This is a genomic window from Vibrio pelagius (assembly GCF_024347575.1).
In the GTDB taxonomy this organism is placed as follows: domain Bacteria; phylum Pseudomonadota; class Gammaproteobacteria; order Enterobacterales; family Vibrionaceae; genus Vibrio; species Vibrio pelagius.
Map to the genome: position 1 here is coordinate 591,011 of NZ_AP025504.1, position 26,508 is coordinate 617,518.

22 protein-coding genes are annotated in these 26,508 nt (G+C 43.4%); 13 read left to right on the forward strand and 9 right to left on the reverse strand.

Features of this window, described 5'->3' with window-relative positions:
* The first annotated feature begins 136 nt into the window (after positions 1-136).
* The 6 genes from vsple_RS16835 (at position 137) to vsple_RS16860 (ending at position 6,715) form a co-directional block, all read left to right on the forward strand.
* A complete protein-coding gene (locus tag vsple_RS16835; protein WP_261883953.1) occupies positions 137-487 on the forward strand; it encodes an MFS transporter in 351 nt (116 codons plus the stop codon).
* Positions 481-1,704: an HlyD family secretion protein gene (locus vsple_RS16840; protein WP_261883954.1), complete on the forward strand. Its 1,224-nt coding sequence runs from the start codon at positions 481-483 to the stop codon at positions 1,702-1,704. Before vsple_RS16835 ends, vsple_RS16840 begins: the two co-directional genes overlap by 7 nt.
* Positions 1,705-2,311: 607 nt before the next feature.
* The gene (gene codB / locus vsple_RS16845; RefSeq protein WP_261883955.1) at positions 2,312-3,550 is read left to right on the forward strand and encodes a cytosine permease; all 1,239 of its coding nucleotides are present in this window, start codon (positions 2,312-2,314) and stop codon (positions 3,548-3,550) included.
* Positions 3,551-3,559: 9 nt separating this feature from the next.
* Positions 3,560-4,837: a cytosine deaminase gene (locus tag vsple_RS16850; protein WP_261883956.1), complete on the forward strand. Its 1,278-nt coding sequence runs from the start codon at positions 3,560-3,562 to the stop codon at positions 4,835-4,837.
* 355 nt (positions 4,838-5,192) lie between these two features.
* A complete protein-coding gene (gene cspE / locus vsple_RS16855; RefSeq protein ID WP_004740083.1) occupies positions 5,193-5,405 on the forward strand; it encodes a transcription antiterminator/RNA stability regulator CspE in 213 nt (70 codons plus the stop codon).
* Between the two features lie 293 nt (positions 5,406-5,698).
* Entirely contained in the window at positions 5,699-6,715 is a 1,017-nt protein-coding gene (locus tag vsple_RS16860; RefSeq protein WP_261883957.1) for a GGDEF domain-containing protein, read from the forward strand.
* A gap of 182 nt (positions 6,716-6,897) precedes the next feature.
* On the opposite strand, the gene vsple_RS16865 is transcribed toward vsple_RS16860, so the two are convergent.
* Positions 6,898-7,491 (reverse strand): aldolase/citrate lyase/malate synthase family protein, encoded by a 594-nt coding sequence (locus tag vsple_RS16865; protein ID WP_261883958.1) that lies wholly within the window; start codon positions 7,489-7,491, stop codon positions 6,898-6,900.
* Positions 7,492-7,661: 170 nt separating this feature from the next.
* On the opposite strand from vsple_RS16865, the gene vsple_RS16870 reads away from it, so the two are divergent.
* Positions 7,662-9,194 (forward strand): DUF3612 domain-containing protein, encoded by a 1,533-nt coding sequence (locus tag vsple_RS16870; protein ID WP_255232474.1) that lies wholly within the window; start codon positions 7,662-7,664, stop codon positions 9,192-9,194.
* A gap of 476 nt (positions 9,195-9,670) precedes the next feature.
* Here the strand turns inward: vsple_RS16870 and vsple_RS16875 are convergent, their stop codons facing one another.
* A complete protein-coding gene (locus vsple_RS16875; RefSeq protein ID WP_261883959.1) occupies positions 9,671-11,269 on the reverse strand; it encodes a DEAD/DEAH box helicase in 1,599 nt (532 codons plus the stop codon).
* 150 nt (positions 11,270-11,419) lie between these two features.
* Positions 11,420-12,772 carry a sensor domain-containing diguanylate cyclase gene (locus vsple_RS16880; RefSeq protein ID WP_261883960.1) on the reverse strand — a complete coding sequence of 451 codons (1,353 nt, stop codon included), beginning with the start codon at positions 12,770-12,772 and terminating at the stop codon, positions 11,420-11,422.
* A 313-nt stretch (positions 12,773-13,085) separates the two neighbouring features.
* Between vsple_RS16880 and vsple_RS16885 the strand changes: the two genes are divergently transcribed.
* Complete coding sequence (locus tag vsple_RS16885; protein WP_261883961.1) at positions 13,086-14,231, forward strand: DUF3541 domain-containing protein; 1,146 nt, start codon at positions 13,086-13,088, stop codon at positions 14,229-14,231.
* A gap of 110 nt (positions 14,232-14,341) precedes the next feature.
* On the opposite strand, the gene vsple_RS16890 is transcribed toward vsple_RS16885, so the two are convergent.
* From vsple_RS16890 to vsple_RS16905, 4 genes are all read right to left on the reverse strand, one after another.
* Entirely contained in the window at positions 14,342-14,950 is a 609-nt protein-coding gene (locus vsple_RS16890) for a class I SAM-dependent methyltransferase (RefSeq protein ID WP_261883962.1), read from the reverse strand.
* Positions 14,950-15,222 (reverse strand): hypothetical protein, encoded by a 273-nt coding sequence (locus vsple_RS16895; protein ID WP_255232469.1) that lies wholly within the window; start codon positions 15,220-15,222, stop codon positions 14,950-14,952. Before vsple_RS16895 ends, vsple_RS16890 begins: the two co-directional genes overlap by 1 nt.
* A gap of 252 nt (positions 15,223-15,474) precedes the next feature.
* Positions 15,475-16,683: a NupC/NupG family nucleoside CNT transporter gene (locus tag vsple_RS16900; RefSeq protein WP_261883963.1), complete on the reverse strand. Its 1,209-nt coding sequence runs from the start codon at positions 16,681-16,683 to the stop codon at positions 15,475-15,477.
* Positions 16,684-17,043: 360 nt separating this feature from the next.
* Complete coding sequence (locus vsple_RS16905; protein WP_261883964.1) at positions 17,044-18,324, reverse strand: HD-GYP domain-containing protein; 1,281 nt, start codon at positions 18,322-18,324, stop codon at positions 17,044-17,046.
* A gap of 224 nt (positions 18,325-18,548) precedes the next feature.
* Here vsple_RS16905 and vsple_RS16910 point away from each other — a divergent pair, with 224 nt between their 5' ends.
* On the forward strand, positions 18,549-19,079 hold the full coding sequence (locus vsple_RS16910; protein ID WP_261883965.1) for a GNAT family N-acetyltransferase: 531 nt from the start codon (positions 18,549-18,551) through the stop codon (positions 19,077-19,079).
* Positions 19,080-19,242: 163 nt separating this feature from the next.
* Here the strand turns inward: vsple_RS16910 and vsple_RS16915 are convergent, their stop codons facing one another.
* Positions 19,243-20,568: a sensor histidine kinase gene (locus vsple_RS16915; RefSeq protein ID WP_261884046.1), complete on the reverse strand. Its 1,326-nt coding sequence runs from the start codon at positions 20,566-20,568 to the stop codon at positions 19,243-19,245.
* Positions 20,569-20,599: 31 nt separating this feature from the next.
* Positions 20,600-21,286 (reverse strand): response regulator transcription factor, encoded by a 687-nt coding sequence (locus vsple_RS16920; RefSeq protein WP_255232464.1) that lies wholly within the window; start codon positions 21,284-21,286, stop codon positions 20,600-20,602.
* 660 nt (positions 21,287-21,946) lie between these two features.
* Here vsple_RS16920 and vsple_RS16925 point away from each other — a divergent pair.
* The 4 genes from vsple_RS16925 (at position 21,947) to vsple_RS16940 (ending at position 26,067) form a co-directional block, all read left to right on the forward strand.
* Complete coding sequence (locus vsple_RS16925) at positions 21,947-23,893, forward strand: putative bifunctional diguanylate cyclase/phosphodiesterase (protein WP_261883966.1); 1,947 nt, start codon at positions 21,947-21,949, stop codon at positions 23,891-23,893.
* A 93-nt stretch (positions 23,894-23,986) separates the two neighbouring features.
* A complete protein-coding gene (locus tag vsple_RS16930; protein ID WP_261883967.1) occupies positions 23,987-24,358 on the forward strand; it encodes a GntR family transcriptional regulator in 372 nt (123 codons plus the stop codon).
* Positions 24,355-25,209, forward strand: coding sequence for an ABC transporter ATP-binding protein (locus vsple_RS16935; RefSeq protein WP_261883968.1), 855 nt, complete (start codon positions 24,355-24,357; stop codon positions 25,207-25,209). Before vsple_RS16930 ends, vsple_RS16935 begins: the two co-directional genes overlap by 4 nt.
* Positions 25,210-26,067, forward strand: coding sequence for a hypothetical protein (locus vsple_RS16940; RefSeq protein ID WP_261883969.1), 858 nt, complete (start codon positions 25,210-25,212; stop codon positions 26,065-26,067).
* Positions 26,068-26,508: the final 441 nt, after the last annotated feature.

Below are 26,508 nucleotides of genomic sequence, written 5' to 3' on the forward strand. Positions count from 1 at the left end.
GAAACGAAACAATTTTAATATCATAAATTACAGATCTCATCAAAAGAACGCACATAGAGAAATAATCTGTATCTTTACAACCGTATCATCTGACATAGCTCACAATTGCGTGTCTTAGTTAACATAGGGTTTATCAATGAGTCTTCTTAGTGTCCCGTTTGTTGGAACCAGTGCCGATACAGCACTTCACGTTGTAGCCGGAATTGTGCTTATCGCGACGATTGCTGCTGCAGGTTACGGTTTCTGGCGAGTTCATGAATTGCCAATTAATAAAGCGCACAGTAAAGAACATCACCAACTGGGGCTGATCACTGCGCTCACCTGGATCGGGTTTATCTGGCATTGGGTATGGGTACTGGCTGTGATCCTCGCATTTGTCGACATGGAAAAAGCAATCATCAATTTGCGGGATACTTGGCGAGCACCCTCGCCAGAGAAAACAGCAGATCAAGAGAATGAGAATAACAAGGAGACACCAGCATGTTAGAAGGTTTAGCTATTTGGGCTCTTTTCATTTATCTGCTTAGATTAGTCGGTATGCCTTGGAACAAGGGAACCAAAGCGTTCGCTTACTTAGGGGGTACATCGTGGTTGCTGTTTGTATGGGTTGGATTGATTAACTATACCCCGATGGATCTGTCGGGCGGCTCAGTGGTTCAATCACCACATATTCAATTGCGACCAGATTCGACTGCAGTGTCTGGTAAAACAACTAAGGTTCATATCACGCCAAACCAAGATGTAAAAGAAGGTCAGCTAATCTATGAAATTGATGACACCAAATATGTTATCGCTCGTGACAAGGCAAAGATCCAACTTGAATCTGCGCAGGTTGCTCTAGAAACTGCTCATCAAGAAGTCGATATCGCGAAGATTTCGTATCAGTCGTCACTTGAAGATATCCATTCAACTGAAGCAAAAATTGAATCTGCGAAAACCGACCTTGTATTGCAAGAAAAGACTCTTAAGCGTTATTTACGCCAGAACAGCGTGGTAGAGCATACGATTACGGAATCGGACATCGATCAACAAACCGCTACTGTCGATTTGGCCAAACACAGCCTAACCACATTGAAGTCTGAACTTAGTAAGAAAAAGGTCGATGCCGAAAACGCTAAACTCAATATTCAAAAAGCAGAAACCAATGTCACTAAAAAGCAGACTGATGTGGACACAGCTAGCTCTACATTAGCTCAAGCGGAATGGGATCTAAAAAGCACTAAGGTGACCGCCCCAACAGACGGCTTTGTTACCAACTTTATTCTTCGTGAAGGTCAACGTGTTTCGATGATGCCACGTATTCAGATGTACACCGAAGAGAAGTACGTACTGATGCGAGTGAATCACCAAGCGATTCGGAACATTAAAGTGGGTCAGCCTGCGGAGTTTGCGACAGCGGTATACCCAGGTAAGATCTTTTCGGCAACCGTTGAAGGCATTGTCGAGGCGACTGGCGAAGCGCAAGCAACGCTATTAGGTATGGACGAATCGGTTAGAACAACGACAGGCAAGAACCTACAGAACAAGCATCATTTCGTTCGTTTGAAGATTGAGGAAACGGAAGGCTATGACATCCCCGTCGGATCAGTTGGCCTTGCATGGGTAAGTGGCGAGAAACCCATTAGTTTTATGGCATTCTTAGACGCCATACGTGGCATCATTATTCGAATGAAATCTCAGCTGTACTTCTTCTACTCGATATAACGGACCAGTACTTCCAAACTAAAGAGTAACAAGGTCAATATTTGACAGGCATTTTCCTACTCAACACATTGCATTTGTAAGCTATTTGCAATTTGGAGTTGCAAATTGCAAAATCCAAGGTCAACTACGCATCAAATTGATATAAAACAGCCGAAAATGGGCCTGTAAAAGTTGGCACACTATCTGCATATCATATAGCGACCCTTCTTAAGCCGAGGGTCACCTAGCCAACTGACGTTGTTAGTGAACCTTTATTGTTCACACTATATATAAGCCAATTGCCATTTTGCAGTTGGCTATTTTTTTATCTAAAACCTTGCAACAATTTACAGACATCCGTTCATTCCAATAACAAGTTATTTTTATAACCAATCCCTTCCAAAAGAAACATAACTACTAGTAGAAAACGTTTTCGTTATAAATAATTCAAAAAAACAAGAACCACTAACTAATTGTTTGTATTGAAAATAAAAACACCACGCTGATTTTTAAACAACTTAATGACAAAAACATCATTGACTCTGTGGTTTATATCACCATAATGCGCACGTTTGTCTGAAATATGACGGGCGTAATTAATTTAATTGATCAATTGCGGAGGTAAAATATGGCTGCGGATAACAACTACAGTCTAGGGCCGGTTCCAACATCGGCTAGGAAAGGAGTCGCTTCATTAACAATGGTAATGTTAGGTTTGACTTTCTTCTCCGCAAGTATGTGGACAGGCGGTTCACTCGGTACTGGTCTCACCTTCAATGATTTCTTCCTCGCCGTTCTCATTGGCAATCTAATCCTTGGTATTTACACTTCTTTTCTTGGCTACATCGGCTCTTCTACTGGCCTCTCAACTCACCTTCTCGCTCGATTCTCTTTTGGTACTAAAGGCTCTTGGCTTCCTTCTGCTCTCCTTGGCGGCACACAAGTAGGCTGGTTCGGCGTTGGCGTAGCAATGTTCGCAATCCCTGTACAAAAAGCGACCGGCATCGATACCAACACCCTAATTATCGTTTCTGGTTTATTGATGACGGCGACAGTGTATTTTGGTATCAAAGCATTGATGGTCTTATCGGCAGTTGCTGTTCCTGCAATTGCAATCTTAGGTGGCTACTCAGTGATGACGGCTGTAGATAGCGTTGGCGGCTTGGAACAACTTCAGCTTATCAAACCAGAAACACCAATGGACTTCTCAATGGCGCTCGCTATGGTTGTAGGCTCTTTCGTTAGTGCAGGTACGCTCACTGCCGATTTTGTGCGCTTTGGTAAAAAACCTGCAAGCGCAGTGCTGGTTACTATGATCGCTTTCTTCATCGGTAACTCGCTAATGTTCATTTTTGGGGCAGCGGGTGCGGCGGCAACAGGCCAGTCTGACATCTCTGATGTGATGATCGCTCAAGGTCTACTGCTTCCTGCTATTATCGTGTTAGGTCTGAACATTTGGACGACCAATGAAAACGCGCTGTATGCATCGGGTCTAGGTTTCTCAAACATCACAGGTCGCTCTAGTACACTAATGTCGATCATTAACGGCATCATCGGTACGATTTTCGCACTCTGGTTATACAACAACTTTGTAGGTTGGCTAACGTTCCTATCGTTAGCGATACCACCGATTGGTGGTGTAATCATCTCCGATTTCTTTGCTAACCGTAAACGCTACAAAGATTTTGCAAAAGCAGAGTTCCAAACCGTGAATTGGGCTGGCATTATCGCGGTTGCAATTGGTGTTGCTGCAGGTCACTTCCTACCAGGTGTTGTTCCTATCAACGCTGTATTAGGCGGTGCTATTAGCTACCTAGTGCTCAACCCTTTTATCAACAAAAACGCTATGAAATCTCAGACGGCTTAAGGAAAAACTATGACTACTTTATTGATCAAGAACGCGAAGCTTCAAGACCAAGATGGCTTGAAACAAATTCTGATTGAAAATGGTCAATTCAGTCGCATTCTAGACAATGATGATCAGATTGCTCATCAAGGCGACACTCTCGACGCTCAAGGTGGCATTGCGGTTACTCCTTTTTGTGAACCACACATCCACCTTGATACGACTCAGACAGCCGGTGAACCAAACTGGAATATCTCAGGTACGCTTTTTGAAGGTATCGAACGCTGGGCGGAGCGCAAAGAGTTACTGTCAATCGAAGACGTAAAAGCGCGCGCGAAACAAACACTGAAATGGCAAATTGCTAACGGTGTGCAACACGTTCGAACTCACGTCGATGTTTCAGACCCGACACTTATCGCGCTTAAAGCGATGATTGACGTTCGTGAAGAGATGAAAGAGTGGGTTGACATCCAGATCGTTGCATTCCCTCAAGAAGGCATTCTTTCTTACCCGAACGGCAAAGAGCTGCTTGAAGAGGCGGTTCAGCTCGGTGCCGATGTCATCGGTGCGATTCCTCATTTCGAATTCACTCGTGAATACGGCGTTGAGTCTCTCCATTATGTATTTGAACTTGCACGTAAATATGACCGCCTAATTGACGTTCACTGTGACGAAATCGATGACGAACAGTCTCGCTTCGTTGAAACCTTAGCCGCTCTTGCACATAAGTTTGACATGGGTGACAAAGTTACGGCGAGCCACACGACCGCAATGGGTTCTTACAATGGTGCTTACGCCTCTCGCCTATTCCGCCTCCTACGTATGTCAGGGATCAACTTCGTAGCAAACCCATTAGTGAACATTCACTTACAAGGCCGATTCGATGATTACCCGAAACGCCGAGGTGTAACACGAGTAAAAGAGATGCTCGCTTCAAACATCAACGTCTGTTTTGGTCACGACGATGTTTTTGACCCGTGGTATCCACTGGGTACAGCGAATATGCTGCAAGTACTGCATATGGGTCTGCACGTAACGCAGGTGATGGGTTACGATCAAATCAACCAATCATTAGATTTGATCAGCAAGAACTCAGCTCGCACACTGAATATCCAAGATCAGTTTGGCATTGAAGTGGGTAAACCTGGCAGCCTGTTGATTCTTCCTGCTGACAATGGTTTTGATGCTGTGCGTCGCCAAGTACCGGTTCAGTACTCTGTGCGACATGGTAAGGTGATCGCAGAAACACAGCTTGCGCAAACCAAAATCAACCTAGATAAATCAGAAGCAATTAACTTTAAACGTTAGTATCGTCTACACTGATAGGAAAGGAGCGGGTGCGCTTCCTTTTTGTTTGTCGATTAGAGTGAAAAAGTAGCCGCTGAAAATGCAGCAAGCCCTTATTTTTTCGGCCCTAAGAGGCAAAAAAGTCGCCAAATTCGTAATGAATGTGTGTACAAAGATGCAGACTGTGTTAACATGCTCTTGCTCTGTTAGCCGGAGTTATTTAAGTTAGAACCAAAGTAAAATTGACAAGTAAAATCGTTACCCGTTTTTGTAAGTAGTTTTTCCTTATTTCTTAGCAATATTAAATAATTCAATTATCAGCGCATTGCATTAATGCAATCAACAATTTAGTAATTTTTTGAATAAGGGACAAATTATGTCTAACACAAATACTGGTACTGTAAAATGGTTTAACGAAGAGAAAGGTTTCGGCTTCATTTCTCAAGATAACGGCGGTGCTGACGTATTCGTTCACTTCCGTGCTATCGTTTCTGAAGGTTTCAAAACTCTGAAAGAAGGCCAAAAGGTTTCTTTCGAAGTTGAAAACGGTCAAAAAGGCCTACAAGCAGCTAACGTTGTTGCTCAATAATAGCTTTTAGCTAAAAAGATTTTAAAGCGCTGGTTTCTACCGGCGCTTTTTTGTTTCTGCTCGCCCCCTTTATCACTCTCGCCCAGATCTACTTGTTGCGCCAACATCTCATAGCCTCGTTTGGTGATGCTTTACTCAACAAACACTTAAAAACATAAAAGCCTCAAAAAAATAGGGTAATTTATATAACCCGCATCCATTAATTGCATAATTTTTAAAGCAAATAGAGTGAAAATCCGCTAGTCTTGAATCCACGTTAGATTTAGCTGGTTTACATATCTGCAAGTAAGATAATGAAAAAAGACGAATTTCAGAAATCCACCGCAAATTTAAAGAAAGCGGTGCCACTTATGATGAAAAATAGAGTGTCCACCACACCTGCGAACTACGCCCTGTGGTACACCTATGTCGACAACGCCATCCCACAACTCAACAAAGATATGGACGGCGTACTAGAACATTATGGTATCTGTCCACCGGCACTGGGTGAACAACTCTACAACGAATATGTTGCGAGTAAGTCCGAAACTACCATCAATGATTTGCGCGCCAATCTAGAGCTGTTGGTTTCTGAAGTATCGAGTTCAATGAACGACACACTGACCGATACATCTGCATTCTCTGAAATGATCGACAAGAGCTTTGAAGACTTATCCCAAGTCGAGAACAACAGCATGTCGATAGATGAGGTTATGTCTCTTGTTCGTCAGTTAGTTTCTGAGTCGCAAAATATCCGTCACTCAACCCAATTTCTTAATTCTCAGTTAAATGCCGCGACTTCCGAGATCAGTAAACTAAAAAATCAGTTAGTTGAGGTTCAAAAAGACGCACTTTTTGACAGTCTAACCACACTTTATAACCGTCGCTCCTTCAATAAAGATCTGCAGATGTTGTGCGAGTCCGATCAAGCACTGAGCTTAGTACTGCTGGATATTGACCACTTTAAAACCTTTAACGATACCTATGGTCACCTGTTTGGCGATACAGTTATAAGAGGCATTGCTCGTAAACTAAAAGTCGCTTGTCGTGACGGCATCTCAGCCTATCGCTTTGGCGGTGAAGAATTCGCAATGATCATTCCTAATAAGTCACTGCGCATTGCTCGTCAAATTGCTGATACCAGTCGCCGTTCATTAGAGAAGCTTTCGATTAAAGATCGTCGCAGTGGTGAGCAGGTAGGTAATATCACCGCGTCATTCGGTGTGGCGGAGCTACAGCCCAACGAGACGGCTGACTCATTAATCGAGCGTGCGGATAAGCTTCTATACGAGGCCAAATCTCTGGGTCGAAATCGAGTGATGCCACTGTAAGTCATCAGTATCACTCGAGAAGCCATCACTATCGCTCAAGCGCTTTTTATAAGACGACACTGGATGAGCTTGCCTCAGTATTAGACAAAGCCCCGCTGCGTTAAACGGGGCTTTGATATTTTTGTCGTTGCATTCTACACATCAGTCAGTTGGTATCATCTCGTTGTGAGCATCTAATACACTTATATGTTGTAGCAGTAATTTAGGCAGTAATCCTCGCCACTTTTTGCACGAAACTCTTTGTCTTCACTGCTTGCTTTGGGTTTACCCTTCTCATCGCCTTGAACCAAACTGATCCAGTGACGTAATGCTGACGTCTCACACTGTTCATCTTGAGCCGCTTCCATTGGTGAATGACCGAAAGTCGTACAAGTTTCTAACTGAATATCATCAATATCGACCAGCTCAATACGCCCTGTCCCTTTGTGGCAACCAAGCATGACTTCAAGGTGGCTGCCACTTCCATCGCGGAACAAAATTGAATCTGGGTCACATTTCTCACCCATGTAAGCAACAAACTGCTTAGGATGTTTAAGCCCACTATGTCGGCCGTCTTTGAAATATGCCATGATATGATTGTAATCGATTACATAGCTGGTTACATCCTGATGGGAACCATTCTCCAATGGAAATAGACGATCCAAAAGCTGTTTCGCTTTGATCTGTTTTTCCGTTTGCTGGTTTGCACTGATCGTCTCTACGGCAAAGACAGCTTCAGCGATAAATGGCTTGGATTGTTTTTGGATTTCAGTTTTATCGAATGTCAGCATATTCATAGTCTTTCCCTCTTGACCAGTCCGATGAAAAGTCATCGATTTTCATAGCAAATGTGTGTCCTAGAGCAATTATTCCAAACAAACGTTTAATTTCTTCGTCATTTTGTGAATTGCTTAGTTTGTAGACTAGCGCTTTTTTACCTACAATTTCACAACAAAAATTTTACAATGTGAATTTTACAAATATGGCCTTGTCAAAAAGTTTAGTTCGTCAATCTCACTTCCTAGGTACAAAGATACGTAACCTACGGAAACGCAACCATTTAACGATGGAAGATCTCTCTGCGCGTTGCATTAGAGTGAACCCTGAGTACGCCCCTTCGGTCTCTTATCTCTCGATGATTGAGCGAGGAAAGCGCGTCCCGAGTATCGATATGCTCGAAGTGATCGCAGAAGTGTTTCAGAAAAATCCCACTTGGTTTTTGGACGATGAACCAGAGCAACAAGCGATAACGCCAGACAAAGGAAATCGCGGCGGAATAAACGGAATGGCTTTAGAGCCTAGCTTTTTGTTCTCTAACGACATTCTTCAGATTGCCATTCCAGAAATGCTCTCACAAACGGGCATTTCTGGACGGCAATTTGCCCACCTACTCATTCGAGCGCATCAAGAAAGCAACCAAAACCACTTTCCAGACTTGGAACGCGCAGCCGAAGAGGTTGGGCTAAAACGTCTTAATTTGAGTGTTGAAGACCTAATCGATATTGCTCGCAGCTTGGGGATACAGATTCGCTGGGTAACGCGCACCCCGCAGGATGTAGTGGACGAGCTAGGGATAAACGCAAAACAGTTGGTCACATCATTTTTCGAGCCTCCAGGCACCATTTACCTCAATGAGATCCTCAAGGAGTACCCAACCCGCCTCAAGTACGATCTTGCTGTTTATATTGGACACTGCATTTTGCATAGCAAAGAAGGGCTAAAGAGCGTGCTTTCTGTAGGCAATAACAACACTTGGGACGATGCCCAAAACAAAACCTCTTCCCAGCTTAACTCACAAGATATTCTGCAAGCATGGCGAGACTTCGAATCAAGCTTCTTTGCGGGTGCCCTGCTTTGTCCAAAAGTTCCCTTTCGACAACTCCTAGACAGAACTGGCTACGAGATCGATGTACATAAAAGAGCGGGGGTTTCCCCCTCTGTTGCGATGCGAAGAATGACGGTAGTATCACCTTACCCTCATTGGCACTACTTTGATGCTTATGGACCGGGCAAGCTCAAGGCAGTATATCGTGGAAACGGAATCCCGCTTCCGTGGGGCAATATGCGAACGGTCGCAGACCCATGTCAGCACTGGGCAGTGTTTCGTCGATTATCAGAGCCTAGAGATGGCAGTTCAGCTCAAATTTCAATTTTAAATGTGGGTGACGAACCAAGAATCTATTGTTGTGAATCCATCAATATGACTGACCCAGCGGGTAACAACCGTGTATTGTGTGCAGGTATCGACCTAAACCCTGCTATTGATGCGCAAGGCGGTAATTCGCGAGAAATAGCTGAACAGCTTAAAGCATCCTGTGTTAACAATGGCGGGTCAGTTGCTATTCCACGTAACATCAAGAAAGACCTTACGACTATAGCTAAGATTCTTAACATTAACTGGATTGAACGTGGGATTGAAGCAGAAGCGAGACTTATTTGTTCGCGAGGTGGGGAGTGTCCACGTCAGCCAAGCTGTTATTCAAAATGCGGGGAACGTTAATTATAACCAAAGCATTAACATAAAAACTGCAGGCAAAAAAAAACCAACCACAATAAACGTGATTGGCTATATATTTTATGTGAACAATAAAGGTTCACTAACAACGTCAGTTGGCTAGGTGACCCTCGGCTTAAGAAGGGTCACTATAAGTAATGCACTATGTGTGCCAACTTTTCAAAGCCCCATTTTACTACGCATCCGCACACTTATTAGTCGTTTATAGCTTAGTAATTTGCAATATGAAATTGCATTTTGCAAATTACACTAATTACGCTAGTGATTATGTTATTATTACTAAGAATCAATAGCCCCTCTTGATAAACAATTTTTCAACGACCTCTCACCTAAAATAGATACAGCTTACGTAATATATTGAAAACAAAAGCCTATTTCTTAAGACCAAAAAAAACGCAAACATGATTAAATCAGTTTGCGTTGTTGTTTCTTAGGCTAGCACCGCGTCATCTGAGAGCTTATTACTTGTTGTGCGTTCCAGGTCTTGGCTTGCTGCGACTACCGGTGTTCGATTTATTCGTAGATCCCTTAGGACCATAGCTTGAGCCATAGCCAGACTTACCCTGACCAGATTGGTTAGCTTTGCCACCGCTGCGTTTCGCTGGAGACGGCTTTTTTCCGACTGATGCAGGCTTAGCATTTGCTTCTTCACCAGTCGCTGGTTTTCTCCCTTTTCTGCGCTTAAAATTGCTCCCATTATTCTTAATAGAGTCATCACCACCTTGCGCCTTTTGAGCGGCAGCCGGCTTGCGCGTAGGCGCTGGGCCTGTACCAGGTGCATGGCGTTTGTTTTTACCTACTGGCTTATGACCACGTGCGTTGTCTGATGAGCGTTGTCCGTCCGCATGCTCTGTCTTTGGCTTCTTAGGCTTTTTCGGTTTCTTCGCCTTAATCGGACGCGTATCTAACTTAGATTCTGGCAATGTGTTTACCGGGCTGAAACCTTCTAACTCACGACGTTCTAAGACTTGCTGAATAAGTCGCTCAATACCAAATAGCTCTGAAGCTTCATCTGCACATACTAAAGAGATCGCCTTGCCCACTTCACCCGCACGACCTGTACGTCCAATACGGTGTACATAGTCTTCAGAGACATGAGGAAGATCGAAGTTAACCACTTGAGGAAGCTGCGGAATATCGATACCACGCGCCGCAATATCCGTTGCAACCAAGACTCTCACCTGACCCGTTTTAAAGTTATCCAACGCTTTGGTACGAGCGCCTTGGCTCTTATTGCCGTGAATTGGCGCAGCTGTAATACCTTGGTCGCCAAGAAAACGAGCCAGTTTATTTGCTCCGTGTTTTGTTTTGCTAAACACCAACACCTGCTGCCAATCATTATCTTTAATAAGCTTAGCCAGCATTGGCGCTTTCTTTTTCTTGTCGGCAGGGTAAATGCTCTGCTCTACCGTTTTCGCCGTCGAATTCGCAGGATTAACTGAGATCTCGACAGGGTTATTTACGAGCCCTTTCGCTAAACTGCGAATGTCATCTGAGAATGTTGCTGAGAACAGTAAGTTTTGACGCTTTTTGGGCAGAAAAGCTAAGATCTTACGAATATCGCGAATAAAGCCCATATCTAGCATTCGATCAGCCTCGTCTAAGACTAAGATTTCTAGCTGATCAAAGCGCACTGCATTTTGATTATAGAGATCAAGCAAGCGTCCCGGAGTCGCGACTAGCACGTCGCTACCTTTGCGAAGCTTCTGCATTTGGGGATTAATCTTCACTCCACCAAATACCACCGATGAGTTCAAAGGCAAGTTGATGCCATATTTAACAACGCTTCCGTTAACTTGTGCAGCGAGTTCGCGAGTCGGGGTTAGAACTAGGGCGCGAACTTGATTCGCTCGTACACGTGGACCTTTAGAAAGAAGCTCAAGAATAGGCAGCGTGAAGCCAGCTGTTTTACCTGTACCAGTCTGAGCGGCGGCCATGACATCCTTTCCTTTCAAAACGGCTGGGATCGCCTTTTCTTGGATAGGTGATGGCTTATCATAACCTTGTGCTTCAATCGCTTTTAAAATAGGAGCAGAAAGGCCTAGGGAGGTAAAACTCATAGAATAATGTCTCAGTTAACGAAAAGGTAAGCTCAGTACGGAGTTCGCATGGGCTGTGTAACGCTAAATCGTGATCAACATGGCGCTACAAAGCGCGGTATTCTGAGGCTTTTAACCCAATTCAGCAACTAAATTCTAATTCGACTTGTATTAACTTGCGCGCTTTCTCTGATACATTTTTTTATCTGCGGCTTTTAGTAGCTCATCGACATCGTTAAACGTCTCTGTGTACGCTGCCCATCCGATACTGGCATTCAGAGCAATATTTTGCCCATCAAACTCCACCGGGCGCAGACAGATATCTTGTTCTAACTTACTGCGGATTGATAGTAGGTTCTGGCCATCATGCACTCGCGGAAGTAGAATCAGGAACTCATCGCCCCCCATACGTGCCACGATATCAGAGCTTCGAAGTACTGCGCGAATACGTTTCGAAACCTCAACCAACACCTTATCGCCCGCAGCATGGCCATAGGTATCATTGATTGATTTAAAGCCATCAAGATCAATATTCATCACCGCAAAACGTTCTGAGCCACTATGCTTAGCCTCTTTGAAAGCCAGGTTGAGGCTGTACATGAAATAACGTCGGTTTGGCAACATCGTCAGGTCGTCGTGCATTGCGCGACCGTGAGCGACGGTATAAAGCCGATAGATAGTAAAAAAGGCTAACGAAGCCAAAAGAAGTGCAGAATAGCCGATAATACGCATAATATTTACGCGCCCCCATGACACATCCGCCAGTGCCTTTTCTTCACCTGACAGAGCTAAAAACCAGCCACCATATGGGAAACTTGCCATTTCTGTAGCGAATGCGGATTCAAAAACGGCCTCGTCACCGTAGAAAACGTCGCCATCTTTACCTGCACTGTTAGAGCCTCGGATGGCGAAGTGATAACGCTCCTCTAATTGCTCTGCGCCTGCATCTTTTAACAAGGAATCCAAATCTATAACTGCGCTGGATACCCCCCAATACTCATGATTAAACGGAGGGTCCATAAAGATTGGAGTTCGGGTAATCAATGCCCATCCTCCTTGAAAGAGTTCAAAAGGCCCTGAGATAAAGGTTCTTTCCAACTGACGGGCTAAGGCGACCGAACGCCATTGGTCTGGGTGGTCTCGGTAGTCGATACCCAAAATGCTTTCATTCCCTTCTTTTGGGTAAACAAAGCTCAGTACATCGTTTTTTGCTAACCCAATCAATTGAATATGAGAACCATCTCGAATGATACTTTCGGCGATCTTGTTCCACTCATCGACATCAGCTCGCGGAGCAATAGCAACCTGAGTGGACATGCCATTGAGAAGATACATATCAGTAACGATCACCGCCTCAATGCGTGATCGTACGATCGCCAACTGTTTTTGAGCCTCTGCAAAGGCTTCATTTTTTAAGAAGGTTACCTGCTTTCTGTGAAAAAACTCAACGGCACTGATGGTCGTAATCAAAAATAAACAAGATAACATCCTAGCAGACCACTGCTTACCTGAACGATTCGTCATAATTCGTTCTCTCCTGCTCTGTCTATTTTTGTAATTTTACTGACGTAAGATGAGGCTCAATTAACATCAATCACTACTTTTGGCTCTAGTTTGCTTTAAGTATGCATTTACTAGATTAAAAATCCATAACTTGTAAACAACACATGTAAATATTGAGCTTTTCATCAACAATAAACCTTGATCAAATTTATCACGTTGCCTTAATTGACATTTCCAAGCTATAAAAGATAACAACAAGTTGACTAAACACTTACATTCACTATTTAGCTCAGTGCTATTTTTGAACTATCCTCCCTTGCTCGGTAACTTTGATATGAAGCTAAAAACGATAACACTGTGTATTTTGCTATCGGCCTCCACTATTGCTTGTGCCTATGCTCAGTCTAATGCTCTCGTTAAGGATGCAACGCAAGAAAGAGTCCTCCAAAGCAAGCTCATAGGATCACAAAAACAAAGCTTCAAAGCCTCAGCAGATCTCATTAAACACACATACGAAAGCCAACTTTACACGCTGTCTGCATTTAAAGAGGGACATTACGGCGTTCGTATGTTTCGTCAAACGCAAGATGAAAAATACACGGCAGCTGTTTGGAGTGACATGGCACGTGTTGCCAGCAAACTGAGTCGACTTTCTAACGATGTTTACTCCCAAGAGCAAATTGTTCTCTACTCTGAGAAGCGCATCGCATCGTATGTTGATGATGAAGATGAGCGCAGTGTTCGACGCTACAACATCACTAAGCACATGCCAGAATATCTATTCTTAGGGGTTGATCTACTTGGTTCAATGGCTCGTGCTAACGAGTACGGGTTAGAGCATAAAAATGACGCCAAGCTGCGAGAAATTATCCGTCGCTATGACTTCTCTAAATACGTGACCAACGAAGAGATGATCAAAGCTTGGGCTGCACAACTCGCAAATCAAGTGTATTGGTTGCGTCAGTTAGGTGAACAAGATGTCGTTGACGAGTTTGTTAAAACGTTCAGGGCCACTTACCCTGACAGCCAGGACAAGAAACTCTCGACTCAGCAGTTCGGTAATAAGATCTACGGAATGACGCATATCATTTTCGGAGATTCAGAGTATTACCAACATCAAGTCAGCGAAAAAGAACATCAATGGATTTATGATTACTTCCGACAAAACATCGACACAATACTTCTGCGTGCCAAAGAAGATGTGATTGCTGAAGTAGGTATAACCTTCTTACTGGCAGGCTTAGAAAATGATCCCGTAGTAGAAAAAACACGCCTTGCCATTCAAGCCTCTATCGATAAAGAACAAGGCATGATTCCATCTATAACGGGGGATTTTGATTTAGAGTATGGTGAGCATCGGAACGTTCTCGCTATTATGCTGCTCGACTGGCAACAGGTGAATGAAGCGCCAACCTTCCAAAAGCATCCGGAAGTATTCAAAAGTCTGCCTTATGGTTTAGTGGAGAACAAGTCAAACTAAGGACTCGAATTACAGTTGCTCAGCACTCAACTCTATACAACAAAGCCAAGCTTTCTCTGCTTGGGTTTATTTCATTGGGTGATTGTTTTTACGTTACTTCCGCTTGCGGTTCACTTCGCTTTGTTCATTACAATCGTAAAGTCACCATCGCAATAGCCTTCGACTAGCCTGACATCTTCACACAGTGTTTTACAGAATCGATAAACCCCTTGTGGATGATAGCTGACAAGCAACTGCCGAGTTGGATAATAATCTTTGTCTAGCAGGTTAAACACCAGCGTTTTATTCGCCAACGCATACATTCTTATGATCATCGAGGTAAGATAGTGTTCATTTCTTGAGGCATAATTCAATGAACCACTCGCCACAACCACATCATAGGGTCTCAAGGAAATTGTACTGATGTCACCGCGCTTAAAGGCACAGGTGGCATTTTGATATCGTGCTTTGGCCTGCTGATAAAACGCCGAATGCTGTTCCACCCCAAGATAAGACCGAATTGCATATTGCGCCGTCAAGAACGGATACAAGTCGCCATACCCGCAACCTAGATCAAGTACGGTCTGCCCATCAAACTCGACATGATTAGCTATAACGGAAAAACGAGCATATTGAGAAGCTCTATCAGTCCAACCAAGAGAACGAGCGCCATTTTCAGGCCAGCATTTGGATTGCTTTCTGTGATACCAATATATTCGGAGTCGATCTAACCAGTGCATTACTTCGTGTCGCTACAGGTTGGTAAATAACTGCCAACCTTGTAGCCAATGGCATAGCCCACCACAGCTACCGTGATAAAAACCATCGCAGAAAAAACGTAAGCGACACTTGCCATTACACCGCCACCCCAGACCACGCTAAATACCAAACCTAGATACGCTTCTTTAGGCCACTGCGTCACTGGAAAATGGCTATCACCCGCCAACAAAAAAATCAGAGCTGATATTAATGAAGTAGCAAACAGCAAGCCAATACATACTCTTGTTTTCATAAAAAGCCTTTCTTAAATAGCAGGATAAAACAGCGCTTCTAGGGTTAAGCACCTTCGAAGTATATACGAGATAGATTGACCTCACTATTCCCCTTATGAGCGATACTGATTTTTCCATAGTGAACAACGCAAAAACAAAAAAACGGGCACTTAAGGGGAGAACCCAAGTGCCCGTTAAATAGATATATGGTTCTACTCTGCTGCTCTCGCATCGTCATAAAGACGGCAACTGAGAGAAAGAGTAACCGCAGGTTATAGCAAGATAAAGATACCCGCTAAGCATGCGCTCATTAGGTTAGCCAATGTACCTGCTGCAACCGCTTTAAGACCAAGGTTTGCCACCTCAGCACGACGCTCAGGAGCGATAACACCGATAGAACCTAATTGAATCGCAATAGAACCGATGTTCGCAAAGCCACACAATGCAAACGTGATGATCACTTGGCTGTGCTCTGAAAGTAACGCTTTGTTCTCGACGAAATCGATGAAAGCAACAAACTCATTCATAATGATCTTTTGACCAATGTAAGAGCCTGCCATTAGCACTTCATCACTTGGAATGCCGATAACCCACGCCAATGGTGAGAATAGGTAACCAAATACCGCTTGTAGAGTGATACCAGTAAAGCCAACCGCTTCACCTAAGCTCTCAAGACCTGTGTTCACCATCGCGATAACACTAACGAAAGCAATCAGCATAGTACCAACCGCAACCGCCACTTTCATACCGTTCATTGCGCCACTTGCTAACGCGTCGATCACATTACTTTGGTCAGCTTTGTCTAGTTCAATATTGTCGTAACTACTTGGTGTATCAAGTTCAGGCACAATAATTTTAGCCATTAGTAGACTACCCGGCGCGGCCATAAAGCTTGCTGCAATAAGGTACTTAAGTTCAACACCTAGACCAGCATACCCCCCTAACACGCTGCCCGCGACCGATGCCATACCACCAGCCATCACTGCGAATAGCTCTGAACGAGTCATTGATTTTAAGAAAGGACGAATAAGAAGTGGCGACTCGCCTTGAGAAAGGAAAATATTACCAGTAGCAACCAAAGACTCTGCTTTACTCGTACCCAACAGTTTCTGAACAGCACCACCTAGAACTTGGATTACTTTCTGCATCACACCCAGATAGTAAAGTGCAGAAATCAGCGCGCTAAAGAAGATGATAATAGGAAGTACACGCACTGCGAAGATAAACCCTTCAGTAGCAAGGCCACCAAAAAGAAATGAGATACCCGCATCTGCAAAGCCAAGTAAGCTTGATACGCCGCTACTTAAACTTGTTAACGCCATTTGTCCCCAAGGAAAATATAGCACTAAAGCAGCAAAACTAATTTGAAGTAGAAAGGCACGAATTACCGTTTTCCAGTTGATCGCCGAGCGGCTCTCAGATAGCAAATACGCGCAAGCGATTAGTGCAAAAACACCAACAAAACCAAATAAAATATTCATAAAATTGTCCTAGAAATCCTTAAAGAGTGAGCATGAGCCAAGCGAATGACATCAAAGGAAAAGGACAAAGAATCGCAAGCAATACGCTACGCGAAGAGGGTGTTAACAACGTTAACGAATGTAACAACGAATTGTTCATGTAAGATCACCTTATACAAGCAGTGGAACGCAGCTGGTCCGGTCCGTGGGGTCATTCACATATCCATGTGACGGCTTGTATTGGCTAAGCACCGGCTTAAAACCGGAAGAGAAGTATAAACAACTCAATGAGACTTTCATCACATTTTTTAACGCAAACGATCGCGCGATTAAAATTGCATCAATTCGTTCAAATTTGATGAGCTTTGTAAAAAAACATCGTTAAAAAGTTGCGCTAACCTGTACATCACGACACTTGTCAGTTGACAATTCAAAGCAGTATTGCGCGTGTTTTTTTAAGCAGTTGAAAACTTCTGCATCGAGTTTGTGGTTTTGCACATGATCCTCCAATATCGCCAACGTTTGCTCTAAGCTCATTCCTGGGCGATAAGGACGAGATTGTGTTAACGCTTGAAATACATCAACAACCGCCACAATCCGACTTGGCCTATCAAGCTGCTCGGCCGTTTTACCCATCGGATAGCCCGAGCCGTCAAGACGCTCGTGGTGGTTGGAAGCCCACTCACAAATTTGCGGCGAACTAAATAACTCATGCAGAGCAAAGCGCGAGTCTGTCGCATGTCGCTTAATACAACAGTATTCTTCTGGAGTAAGAGGCCCCGGCTTATGTAAGATCTCTCGTGGCGTTTGCAGCTTACCGATATCGTGCACGAGTCCAGCCAGATATAGTTTTCTCTGCGTTGTATAGGAGTAACCTAACTGTTTCCCTAGGTACTCTGACAACTGCCCTACTTTCAACGAATGCTTAAACGTAAAAGAGCTCTTAGCATCGACCACGTTGGCAATGAACTCTGCGAAAGCGACCGTCTCATCTAGTGACATTTGCTGAGAAAAGAACGGGACTGGCTCAAACCTGTCGCTCATGATCTGAATGTAGGACACATCCATAGAGAACCAGAAATCATCAGTATCGACCAACTCACACATGTGCTGAACCAGGTTGGTCTCAAACAAAAGGTCTGCCTGTTCAGTTAAGCGCTCAATAATGTAAGTCTTGCCAGCAGGCGTTAGGTTACCAAAACGGTCTGCAGACGCGACACCGCATAGGTAATCGACCCGATCCGCTAGCATCACAACGGCTGCTAGCTCTTTCTCTAGTTGACTAATTGGTAAATCTTTCAGTTCATTCCACGGAGTATGGTGATATAGCACAGGTTTAGCAAAGATGGAGAGTACCGGACACTCTTTGAGTATCTGATAGCCCTTCTTACAGTGGTGATGCGTAGAGTCTGGTATAAATTCAGCGATGAGGCTGAGCTGTTCATCTATCTGAGACACTCCACAGTCGTGGATAAGCCCAAGCGAAAAGGCAAGTTGGGCTTGCTCTTCTTCCCAACCTACACTCAGTGCACATCGATACGCGATGTACCCAACTCTTTGTCCGTGATGTTTACTCTCAAAACCGACATTATCCAAAGCCTTAGCAATACCAAATAGCGCTTTACGCAAATCTACCGTCACGTTCTGGCAGTACAAATTCATAAATTAAGCCTAGTTTTTATCATTTTTATATTTATTGGAGGCAATACTAATCGATTACTTGAATGCATAGTCACAAATTATGTAAGGTTTATTGAGTTTCGTGACATGAATAACGTATAACAAACTTTTCGTGCCACAGATTGCATAAAAATTAGACAGGTAAGGGTATAAAGAGCAAACTAGTACCAAAGTATAATGACCTTAACGCTGTTAATGAGGACACGATGTTTCAAATAAAAATCAACGACGATATTTCAATTGCGCTAATACAGGAAAGCTTTGCTTCTCATTATGCAGAGCTGGTATCAACACAGTCTGATTATTTAGGGCAATGGCTTGCTTGGCCAACTCATTGTAAAACCGAACAAGACTTTCGTATATTTATACAGCGCTCGCTCCACGACTATGCAGAAGGAAAAAGCATGACCTGCGCGATTGTTTACCAAAATAACATCGTTGGTAATTGTAGCTTTAATACCATCAGTCACGATCTGAAAAAAGTCACTGTCGGTTATTGGTTGTCCGAGCATCAACAAGGTAAAGGCATTGTCACGCAGGTCGTTCGCAAACTCATTCAGATAGCGTTTGAAGAGCTAGGGATGGAGAAAGTAGAGATCTCGGCAGCCGTCGAGAACAGCGCAAGTCGAGCGGTTTGTGAACGACTTGGATGTAAACTTGAGGGAATCATTACTCGAAGCGAAAATTTAAATGGTCGAGTTGTCGACCATGCTATTTACGGATTAACACGCGAATAATAATCTGCTTTGAATAATTGAAGCTTAGGAGGGGTAAATATTCCCCTCCTGTTTTACTATCGAAATCGAAATATTAATTCCGATCACGAAAACTTATACTTACACGAATGAAATAAATTCAAAGAAAGACTGAACAGCACTTTATTTGTACATTAACTCTAAATCAGGAATTACTGTCGGCCTTACGTTTAGGAACAATAATAATGAACTTTGCTCCACCGTGAACACTGTCCTCTAATTTAAGCTGCCACCTCATCTTTTTCACTGCAGCATTTGCGATAGCTAACCCTAGACCAAACCCACCTGTTTTAGCTGTTCGACTTTGATCAAGACGCGCAAAAGGCAATAGAACTTCATCACGCTTGTCTTCAGGAATTCCATCACCGTTATCTTCGATTTGTATCAGCCAACTTTCGGAGTTTTCGTCCAGCGTCACCCAAACTTTATCGCGCGTATAATTTCCTGCATTTTTTAGGATGTTGTCCAGCACCAATCGAGCCATAGTACAGTCGCACTTAGTGGCAAAACTATTGATAACAAACGACTCAAACTCAACATTTTCAATCTCTGAGTAACGAATGCGATCCAAACAGTGGTCAACTAAATTACAACTCGTCGTGATTAAATCGAAATACTCGTTGTCGATAACGTTCAACTTAGAGAGCATGATAATTTCAGACGTAAGCTGATCAATATCACCAATATAACCATCAATATCATCGAACAAAAGTTGCTGTTCAGCCGGCGCCCCTCTGCGCAAAAGATCAGTCGCAAGTTGAATCCGACTCAAAGGCGTTCGCACTTCATGAGGAATAGCTTGAGCAAATATATGATTCTGCTTGACCTTACTCTCGATCTCCTCAGCCATCAGATTAAAACTGTTGGCTAATTCTGATATAGGGTGAATATCATCTATATCAGAACGGGTACTCAGTCTACCTCGACCAAATTGCTGCTGTTTTTCTACCAAAAGCTCTATCCGCTCTTGAAAACGGCGAACAGGTATATAGATACTTGCCCCAATAGCGATAATGACAGCAATAAGCAATGCGATCAGAAAGTTTCTTTCTGAATCTTCATACCACTCTATGGCGGGAGAAAAAAAGTCACCGACCTCACTAAACACAAAGCTGTGCTTTGAATTAGGAAGCTGAAATACCGCAGAGTAGAGATTCCGATCACTGAGGTAAATTGGCACGCCATTCAGTGTCGTGAAATGAGTACAGCTCAAACATGGAGCTTGGCCATCCCAATTTTCAATAAGACGAAGATTAAAAATGTAGAATTGCTGATAGCCGGTTTTGTCTAACTCTCTGTATAGTGACGTAGGATGATTATGTTGATGAATATACTGCTCAACAAAATAGGATCCGTCATTAAGAAACGTTTCAATCTCTGTCCGGCGCATATGTCCTTCACCTAAACTGAGAAACAGGTAGATCGTTGCAATAATCCCTGTCACGATCCCAATATAGAGCCTAGCGAACATCGAAACATTTCCTAGCTTGCGGACAACACCTTTACGAAACAAGCATGTACCCCTTGTTTCTTACTGTTCTAATCAGTTGTTTGTCTTTAGCATGATTACGCAATTTACGTCGTAGACCAGAGATTCTCATATCAATCGAGCGATCGTTGAACGCATAATCAATCCCACGAAACAGCTGGCAACATTGATCTCGTGTGACAACTTGACCAAAATTATTCACTAACAAGTTTAAGATTTCGAACTCAGCGGAAGTGAGCTGTAAATCCTGACCATACAAGGTTGCACTTTGAATTGTCGGATTAACGACGATATCGCACCTCTTCTCAGCATTACTCTCCAATTGAGAGCTAGATGAAGCTCGGCGCAATAATGCTTCAATGCGCGCCAACAAAGCATGACCTCGAATCGGCTTTGTTACGTAATCATCGGCACCAAACTTAAACAAGCTAACTTCACTCATCTCGTCAGCAGATGCTGTCAGTACGAGAATAATACCGTTATAAAACTCACGAGCTTGTCGACAAACCTGTGCACCACTTAGTCCAGGTAGCATCAAGTCTAAAAGCACTAAATCTGGCTCTACGTCTCGAATCACTTGTACTGCCAAGTTACCTTCATTAACCACCTCAACCAGATAACCTTCAGCTTCAAGATATAGAGTTGTTAAACGTGCGATCTCTTGGTCGTCTTCGACTATGAGCACTTTTGCTTTAGACATTTCCATCACCAGTGTTTATTAATGCGCGGGCAGTATATAGAATGGAAATACATCATCAATACTGTAACCCAACTCACCATTTTACAGTATGCAAAACAATTTATTCATTGATGTACAGCTATTTTTACGGTTTAACGTCCCTGCTCCCCCTTGTTGCGCCTTCATCAATACCCTTTAAAAGTTAGTTTTAAAATTGACAACATAGTAACGTGCTCGTCTTACATCTCCTTTATTTTCTTACCCTCTCTTACATAACTATCATTTACAACAACCCAGAAGTTTATTCAGTCAAACAATCCTATCGATACAACACATACACCCACAAAAGTGAAATAAATAAGCACAAAACACTACCAGACAAGCGGAAAAATGTAACAAAAGCGGAAATCTTGAGTAACAGGTAGTGAAATCAACCTAACATCGAGATTCACCCTATATTTTTAATCTCACCGATTGAGTAGCATTGACTCAAGTTGTCTATTTAAGATCATGTTACCTATGAAAAGAATGCTCTCTACTAAGCTGCGTGTCACTGACTCCTCCTTTCTGAGTTCAGCGATCGCTGCGCAAACAGATAAGACAGCTCATCCATTTGAGAAATTGTGTAGTCATCCGTTGCGATTGCTACAGCCTTTTTACTCCACACATTAAGCCTTGATTATGCAGAGTTATTTACCATTTGAGCATCTAAAATGTCCTATTTGGGTGTACGACATCGACAACAAATTGATCATTTGGGCGAATAGCAGCGCACTACCACTCTGGGAGACAGATTCGATTCAAGAGCTCACTTCGCGCGATCTTGGAAAAGAGATGTCTAAGGCTATTGAGGCAACACTCGAAGAGTACCAACGACAATTCCACCTAAACCAGACCATTAAAACATGGTGGAACTTCACTCCTAAGCACATAGCCAAAAGGGCATTGTGCCAATTTTCAGGCATCCCTCTACCAGACGGTCGGATAGGTATGTTGGTGCAGGTTGTTGCTGAAGAAAATAGTTTGAAGCACGACTTGGCTTGTTCAGACGGATCTAACCTTTCTTTGCTTTTCGATAAAACTGGCCAGATATTAAGTGTCAATACGGCTTTTTATCAAAGCTATGGGAAACCATTTACTCAGTTGATCGATTTTCTCGGCGACGATGAAACCGTTGACCTGTGGCTATTTTCAGCTATGCGCGGGCAAGAGATCCTAGAAGAAGTGAGTTGTCAAATTGGCGATAAAACCCATTACTTTGATGTACAAGGCAAGTGGTTATTCGACAAAAATCAGTTGTTGCTTAATCTGACATGCACCACTCAACAAAAAGAGCGTCTTCTACTCGCCAAATACAATGCAGAACATGATTGCCTAACCGAACTGCATAATCGCAGAGGAATCACAAACCTATTGCAAACGAGCATTGAGTACCGCTCCCCATTTGAACTGATGTTTGTCGACCTCGACGGCTTTAAGTTAGTTAACGACACCTATGGGCACAATGTTGGCGACCAACTCCTTAAACAAGTAGGTATAAGACTTAAAGAGCTGGTTGATGATACTTGTATGATTGGCCGCTTTGGTGGTGACGAATTCATAATCATTGCTCACACCTGTCGAAATCACAACATCCCTCTATTATGCTCTCGCATCATCAACGCGCTTAACAAGAGCTTTGACCTCACTGGTATCGGCGCCCTATCGGTAGGGTGCAGTATCGGAACGGCACACTTTCCAGACAACGCTATGGATCAAGAGTCGTTGCTTAAGCAAGCCGGAATGGCAATGCATATGGCAAAGACAAATGGAAGAAACCGGTACCAAACCTTCACTCCAGATCTTGCCAAAGCACTGCATCGAAAGGTCAATATTCGACATCGACTTGCACGTGCAATAGAGAACGATGATTTAAAGCTGCATTATCAGCCCATCATTCATAATGATCATAATCGAATCAAAGGCTTTGAAGCATTACTGCGTTGGAAAGATCATGAACTGGGTGACATTGCACCGCGAGAATTTATCAATCTAGCCGAAGAGACTGGTCAAATCGTACCGCTTGGGCGTTGGGTGTTGAATGCTGCGCTCAAACAGCTCGCGAAATGGCACAAAAAATACGGCCCAGAGCTGACTCTGAGTATCAACATCTCTGGAAAACAGATCCATTCAGCATTTGCCGACCAACTGTCTGCGATGCTCAAATTTTATCAACTACCAGCAAACAAGGTCGCACTTGAGATCACGGAGTCTTCAATGATCTTCAAACATGGGGAAGTTGAACAGGCGCTTTACGACATAGCGGATCTTGGAGTTGAGCTCCACCTCGATGACTTTGGAACGGGTTATTCATCTCTATCCATGTTGCATGACTTGCCCATCAGCACAGTAAAACTGGATAAGAGTTTTGTTCACGGTTCACATCAGGGAAGTAAAGCCATCGTAAAAGCAACACACGCCATTTGTGAAAAACTAGAGCTCAAAGTAGTAGCCGAAGGTGTAGAAACCGAAAGCCAAAAGCAATTTCTCATAAATTGCGGCTACCAATATTTTCAAGGGTTCTTATTCAGCAAGCCAATCCACCCTGATGAAATTGAAGAGTATTTTTTAGGCCCGACTTATCACTAAAATAAAAAATAGACACCACGATAAAAAACAGTTGATTATTTTTGTAACAGGTTTAGTGTTATACCTATATATAACACCATACAGATGAGCGATATGACAGATTGGAAAGATGACCAACCCATCTTCCGACAACTGGCTAGCAAAATCACAGAACAGATCATTCAAGGGGTCTGGAGAGAGCAACAACCACTACCTTCGGTGAGAACAATTGCATCTGATCTCAAAATCAACCACCTCACTGTGATGAAAAGCTATCAGTTATTGGTCGACGACGGATTAGTCGAAAAAAGACGCGGGCAAGGAATGTTTGTCGCACAAGGTGCAGAAGCAAAGCTGAAACAGAACGCCTACAGCGACTTTGTCACCAACAGAGTGCCTGAGATTGCAAATACACTTAAGAATCTAGACATGAGCATCGATGAGCTCGTCTCTTTGTTAGAACAACACAGAAAGGAAAAGTTATGAAGACATTACTTTCCGCTAAGAACGTCACCAAACGCTATACCAATAACACTGGGATAGAAGAAATCAGTTTTGAGCTCAAAGCCGGACAAGTCTTAGGACTGTTAGGCCACAATGGTGCTGGCAAATCAACTTTAATCAAATCGCTGCTCGGTGGACATCGCTTCCAAGGAGAGATTGAGATAAATGGTTGTCACCCTATCGAACAGCACGCCGAACTGATGCAGCACCTCTCTTACATCTCTGATGTCAACGTGCTCCCAGAATGGATGAGCGTCAAACAGTTACTTAAATACACTGCTGGCGTCCACCCAAGTTTCGACCGCTCACACGCCGAGCGCCTGCTTAACGGCACAGACATCAAACTTACCTCTAAAATCAAACAGCTTTCTAAAGGAATGAAGGTACAACTTCACCTTTCTATCATTATCGCCACCGACACTAAGGTGCTGATCCTAGATGAGCCAACCCTAGGGCTTGATCTTATCTATCGAGAAACCTTTTATCGCCACCTATTAGAGTGGTTCCACGATGGTGAGCGAGCCTTGATTATCGCTAGCCACGAAGTGTCTGAGATCGAACACCTACTTACCGATGTATTGATCATTAAACAGGGCAAATCTGTTCTGTACAAAAGTATGGAACAAGTTGAGAGCGACTACTTCATTCTTGATGCGTCAAATGAGCACAGCTCAACCATTGCACAACTCAAGCCTCTCAGCTCTCAAGCTGGCCTTGGTAGTACCAAATGGCTTCTTGAGAGTCAATACAAGCCGCAAACTGAGGAATTTGGCCAAAGATTCAATGTCGGGCTATCGGACCTTTTCCTTGCCACACAGAAGGAGGCTATCTAAATGCACTCTAGCGTTTACATGATTGAAAAAGAGCTCATCGAACATAAGGTGATCATTCGTCTTCCTTTATTCATTGCTCTGTTTGGCTTAGTAGTTGGCGTCGGCTTAATGTTTAACGTCCAAGCTCAACATGATTTCTTCTTTCAAATGGAGGTCAACGGTGACATCAGCGAAATCCATCAAGAGATTGCACGTGACCTTAACTCTCTGATTTTCGCCATTGCGGGAACAGTGTCACTGATCTTATCGACACTATTTATACCTAAAACACTACGAAAAGAGCGTCAAGAAGGTAGCTCTATGTTTTGGCGTAGTATGCCTGTATCAAACCACCTGACTCATGCAGTAAAACTCGCTGTAGGTTTGGTCATTATCCCGCTGATCTGCGCCCTACTGGTGTTGTTTACTGATGTGATGTTATGGATGCTTCAAACATTCAGTGATAAACCGTTGGCCCTCCTAATTGAACAACAATCACTCTTTTATGTGTTCACTAACTGGCTCGTTTTCCTCGCGAAAATGCTGTTGGTGTCTATTGTTCTGTTGCCTCTATCCTTGGTCGCGTTGGCGATCTCACAAATTGTAAGCTCACCCTTACTGGTCATGTTTATCGGCGGTTACGTAATAAAATGGCTGTCACTGACCCTACTAGCTAGCGATGGGATCAGCCAGTTCTTAGCTCACGTTGTCTCCCTACCCATTGATGTGCTGTTTGAACCAAATCCATTCCGGGCGATTGTAGAAGCACCAGCACTATCGTTAATGGTTTATGCTGCCATCGGGGTTCTCGCTTACCTCACCAGCGTTAGGCTGAACCGAACTGAAGATGTGACGTGGAGAAACCTCTTTCAACGCTAGATCGTCTTTAACCGATAACGTAGAGCCTCTGAAATTCAGGGGCTTTTTATCGCTTACGATTAAACTAATGGATTCGGTTGAATAGACCTTTAGGGTGAGTAAAAAAAGATAATCGTTAAAGGGAATAATCGAGCTGGCATTATTGAATCTTTGTATAGATTTACCAGCTCTGGGTTGGTTATGTGCTTAGGTCACGAGTCGCCTATCTGCGCACAAGGGGAAATGCCAATATGGCTAATTTAAGCTGTCATTGACAAGCTTATTTTTTTGACGCTTCTTTCGCTGTGTCTTTCCAGTATTGAATACGAACGCGATGAAGCTGTGCTCTTCTCATTTTTTTCATAAGGGTTATATCCTTTCCGTTTGACTGCTCTTCATGAGCTTTTCTTATTTGCCAACTATTCGAATCTAACGGTGTTTCATGGTCAGTTCAACGATACA

Excerpts from the sequence above, each read along its gene's own strand:
- vsple_RS16835 (WP_261883953.1), top strand. The coding sequence starts at position 137 with ATGAGTCTTCTTAGTGTCCCGTTTGTTGGAACCAGTGCCGATACAGCA.
- vsple_RS16840 (WP_261883954.1), top strand. The coding sequence starts at position 481 with ATGTTAGAAGGTTTAGCTATTTGGGCTCTTTTCATTTATCTGCTTAGA.
- codB (WP_261883955.1), top strand. The coding sequence starts at position 2,312 with ATGGCTGCGGATAACAACTACAGTCTAGGGCCGGTTCCAACATCGGCT.
- vsple_RS16850 (WP_261883956.1), top strand. The coding sequence starts at position 3,560 with ATGACTACTTTATTGATCAAGAACGCGAAGCTTCAAGACCAAGATGGC.
- cspE (WP_004740083.1), top strand. The coding sequence starts at position 5,193 with ATGTCTAACACAAATACTGGTACTGTAAAATGGTTTAACGAAGAGAAA.
- vsple_RS16860 (WP_261883957.1), top strand. The coding sequence starts at position 5,699 with ATGAAAAAAGACGAATTTCAGAAATCCACCGCAAATTTAAAGAAAGCG.
- vsple_RS16865 (WP_261883958.1), bottom strand. The coding sequence starts at position 7,491 with ATGAATATGCTGACATTCGATAAAACTGAAATCCAAAAACAATCCAAG.
- vsple_RS16875 (WP_261883959.1), bottom strand. The coding sequence starts at position 11,269 with ATGAGTTTTACCTCCCTAGGCCTTTCTGCTCCTATTTTAAAAGCGATT.
- vsple_RS16880 (WP_261883960.1), bottom strand. The coding sequence starts at position 12,772 with ATGACGAATCGTTCAGGTAAGCAGTGGTCTGCTAGGATGTTATCTTGT.
- vsple_RS16885 (WP_261883961.1), top strand. The coding sequence starts at position 13,086 with ATGAAGCTAAAAACGATAACACTGTGTATTTTGCTATCGGCCTCCACT.
- vsple_RS16890 (WP_261883962.1), bottom strand. The coding sequence starts at position 14,950 with ATGCACTGGTTAGATCGACTCCGAATATATTGGTATCACAGAAAGCAA.
- vsple_RS16895 (WP_255232469.1), bottom strand. The coding sequence starts at position 15,222 with ATGAAAACAAGAGTATGTATTGGCTTGCTGTTTGCTACTTCATTAATA.
- vsple_RS16900 (WP_261883963.1), bottom strand. The coding sequence starts at position 16,683 with ATGAATATTTTATTTGGTTTTGTTGGTGTTTTTGCACTAATCGCTTGC.
- vsple_RS16905 (WP_261883964.1), bottom strand. The coding sequence starts at position 18,324 with ATGAATTTGTACTGCCAGAACGTGACGGTAGATTTGCGTAAAGCGCTA.
- vsple_RS16910 (WP_261883965.1), top strand. The coding sequence starts at position 18,549 with ATGTTTCAAATAAAAATCAACGACGATATTTCAATTGCGCTAATACAG.
- vsple_RS16915 (WP_261884046.1), bottom strand. The coding sequence starts at position 20,568 with ATGTTCGCTAGGCTCTATATTGGGATCGTGACAGGGATTATTGCAACG.
- vsple_RS16920 (WP_255232464.1), bottom strand. The coding sequence starts at position 21,286 with ATGTCTAAAGCAAAAGTGCTCATAGTCGAAGACGACCAAGAGATCGCA.
- vsple_RS16925 (WP_261883966.1), top strand. The coding sequence starts at position 21,947 with ATGCAGAGTTATTTACCATTTGAGCATCTAAAATGTCCTATTTGGGTG.
- vsple_RS16930 (WP_261883967.1), top strand. The coding sequence starts at position 23,987 with ATGACAGATTGGAAAGATGACCAACCCATCTTCCGACAACTGGCTAGC.
- vsple_RS16935 (WP_261883968.1), top strand. The coding sequence starts at position 24,355 with ATGAAGACATTACTTTCCGCTAAGAACGTCACCAAACGCTATACCAAT.
- vsple_RS16940 (WP_261883969.1), top strand. The coding sequence starts at position 25,210 with ATGCACTCTAGCGTTTACATGATTGAAAAAGAGCTCATCGAACATAAG.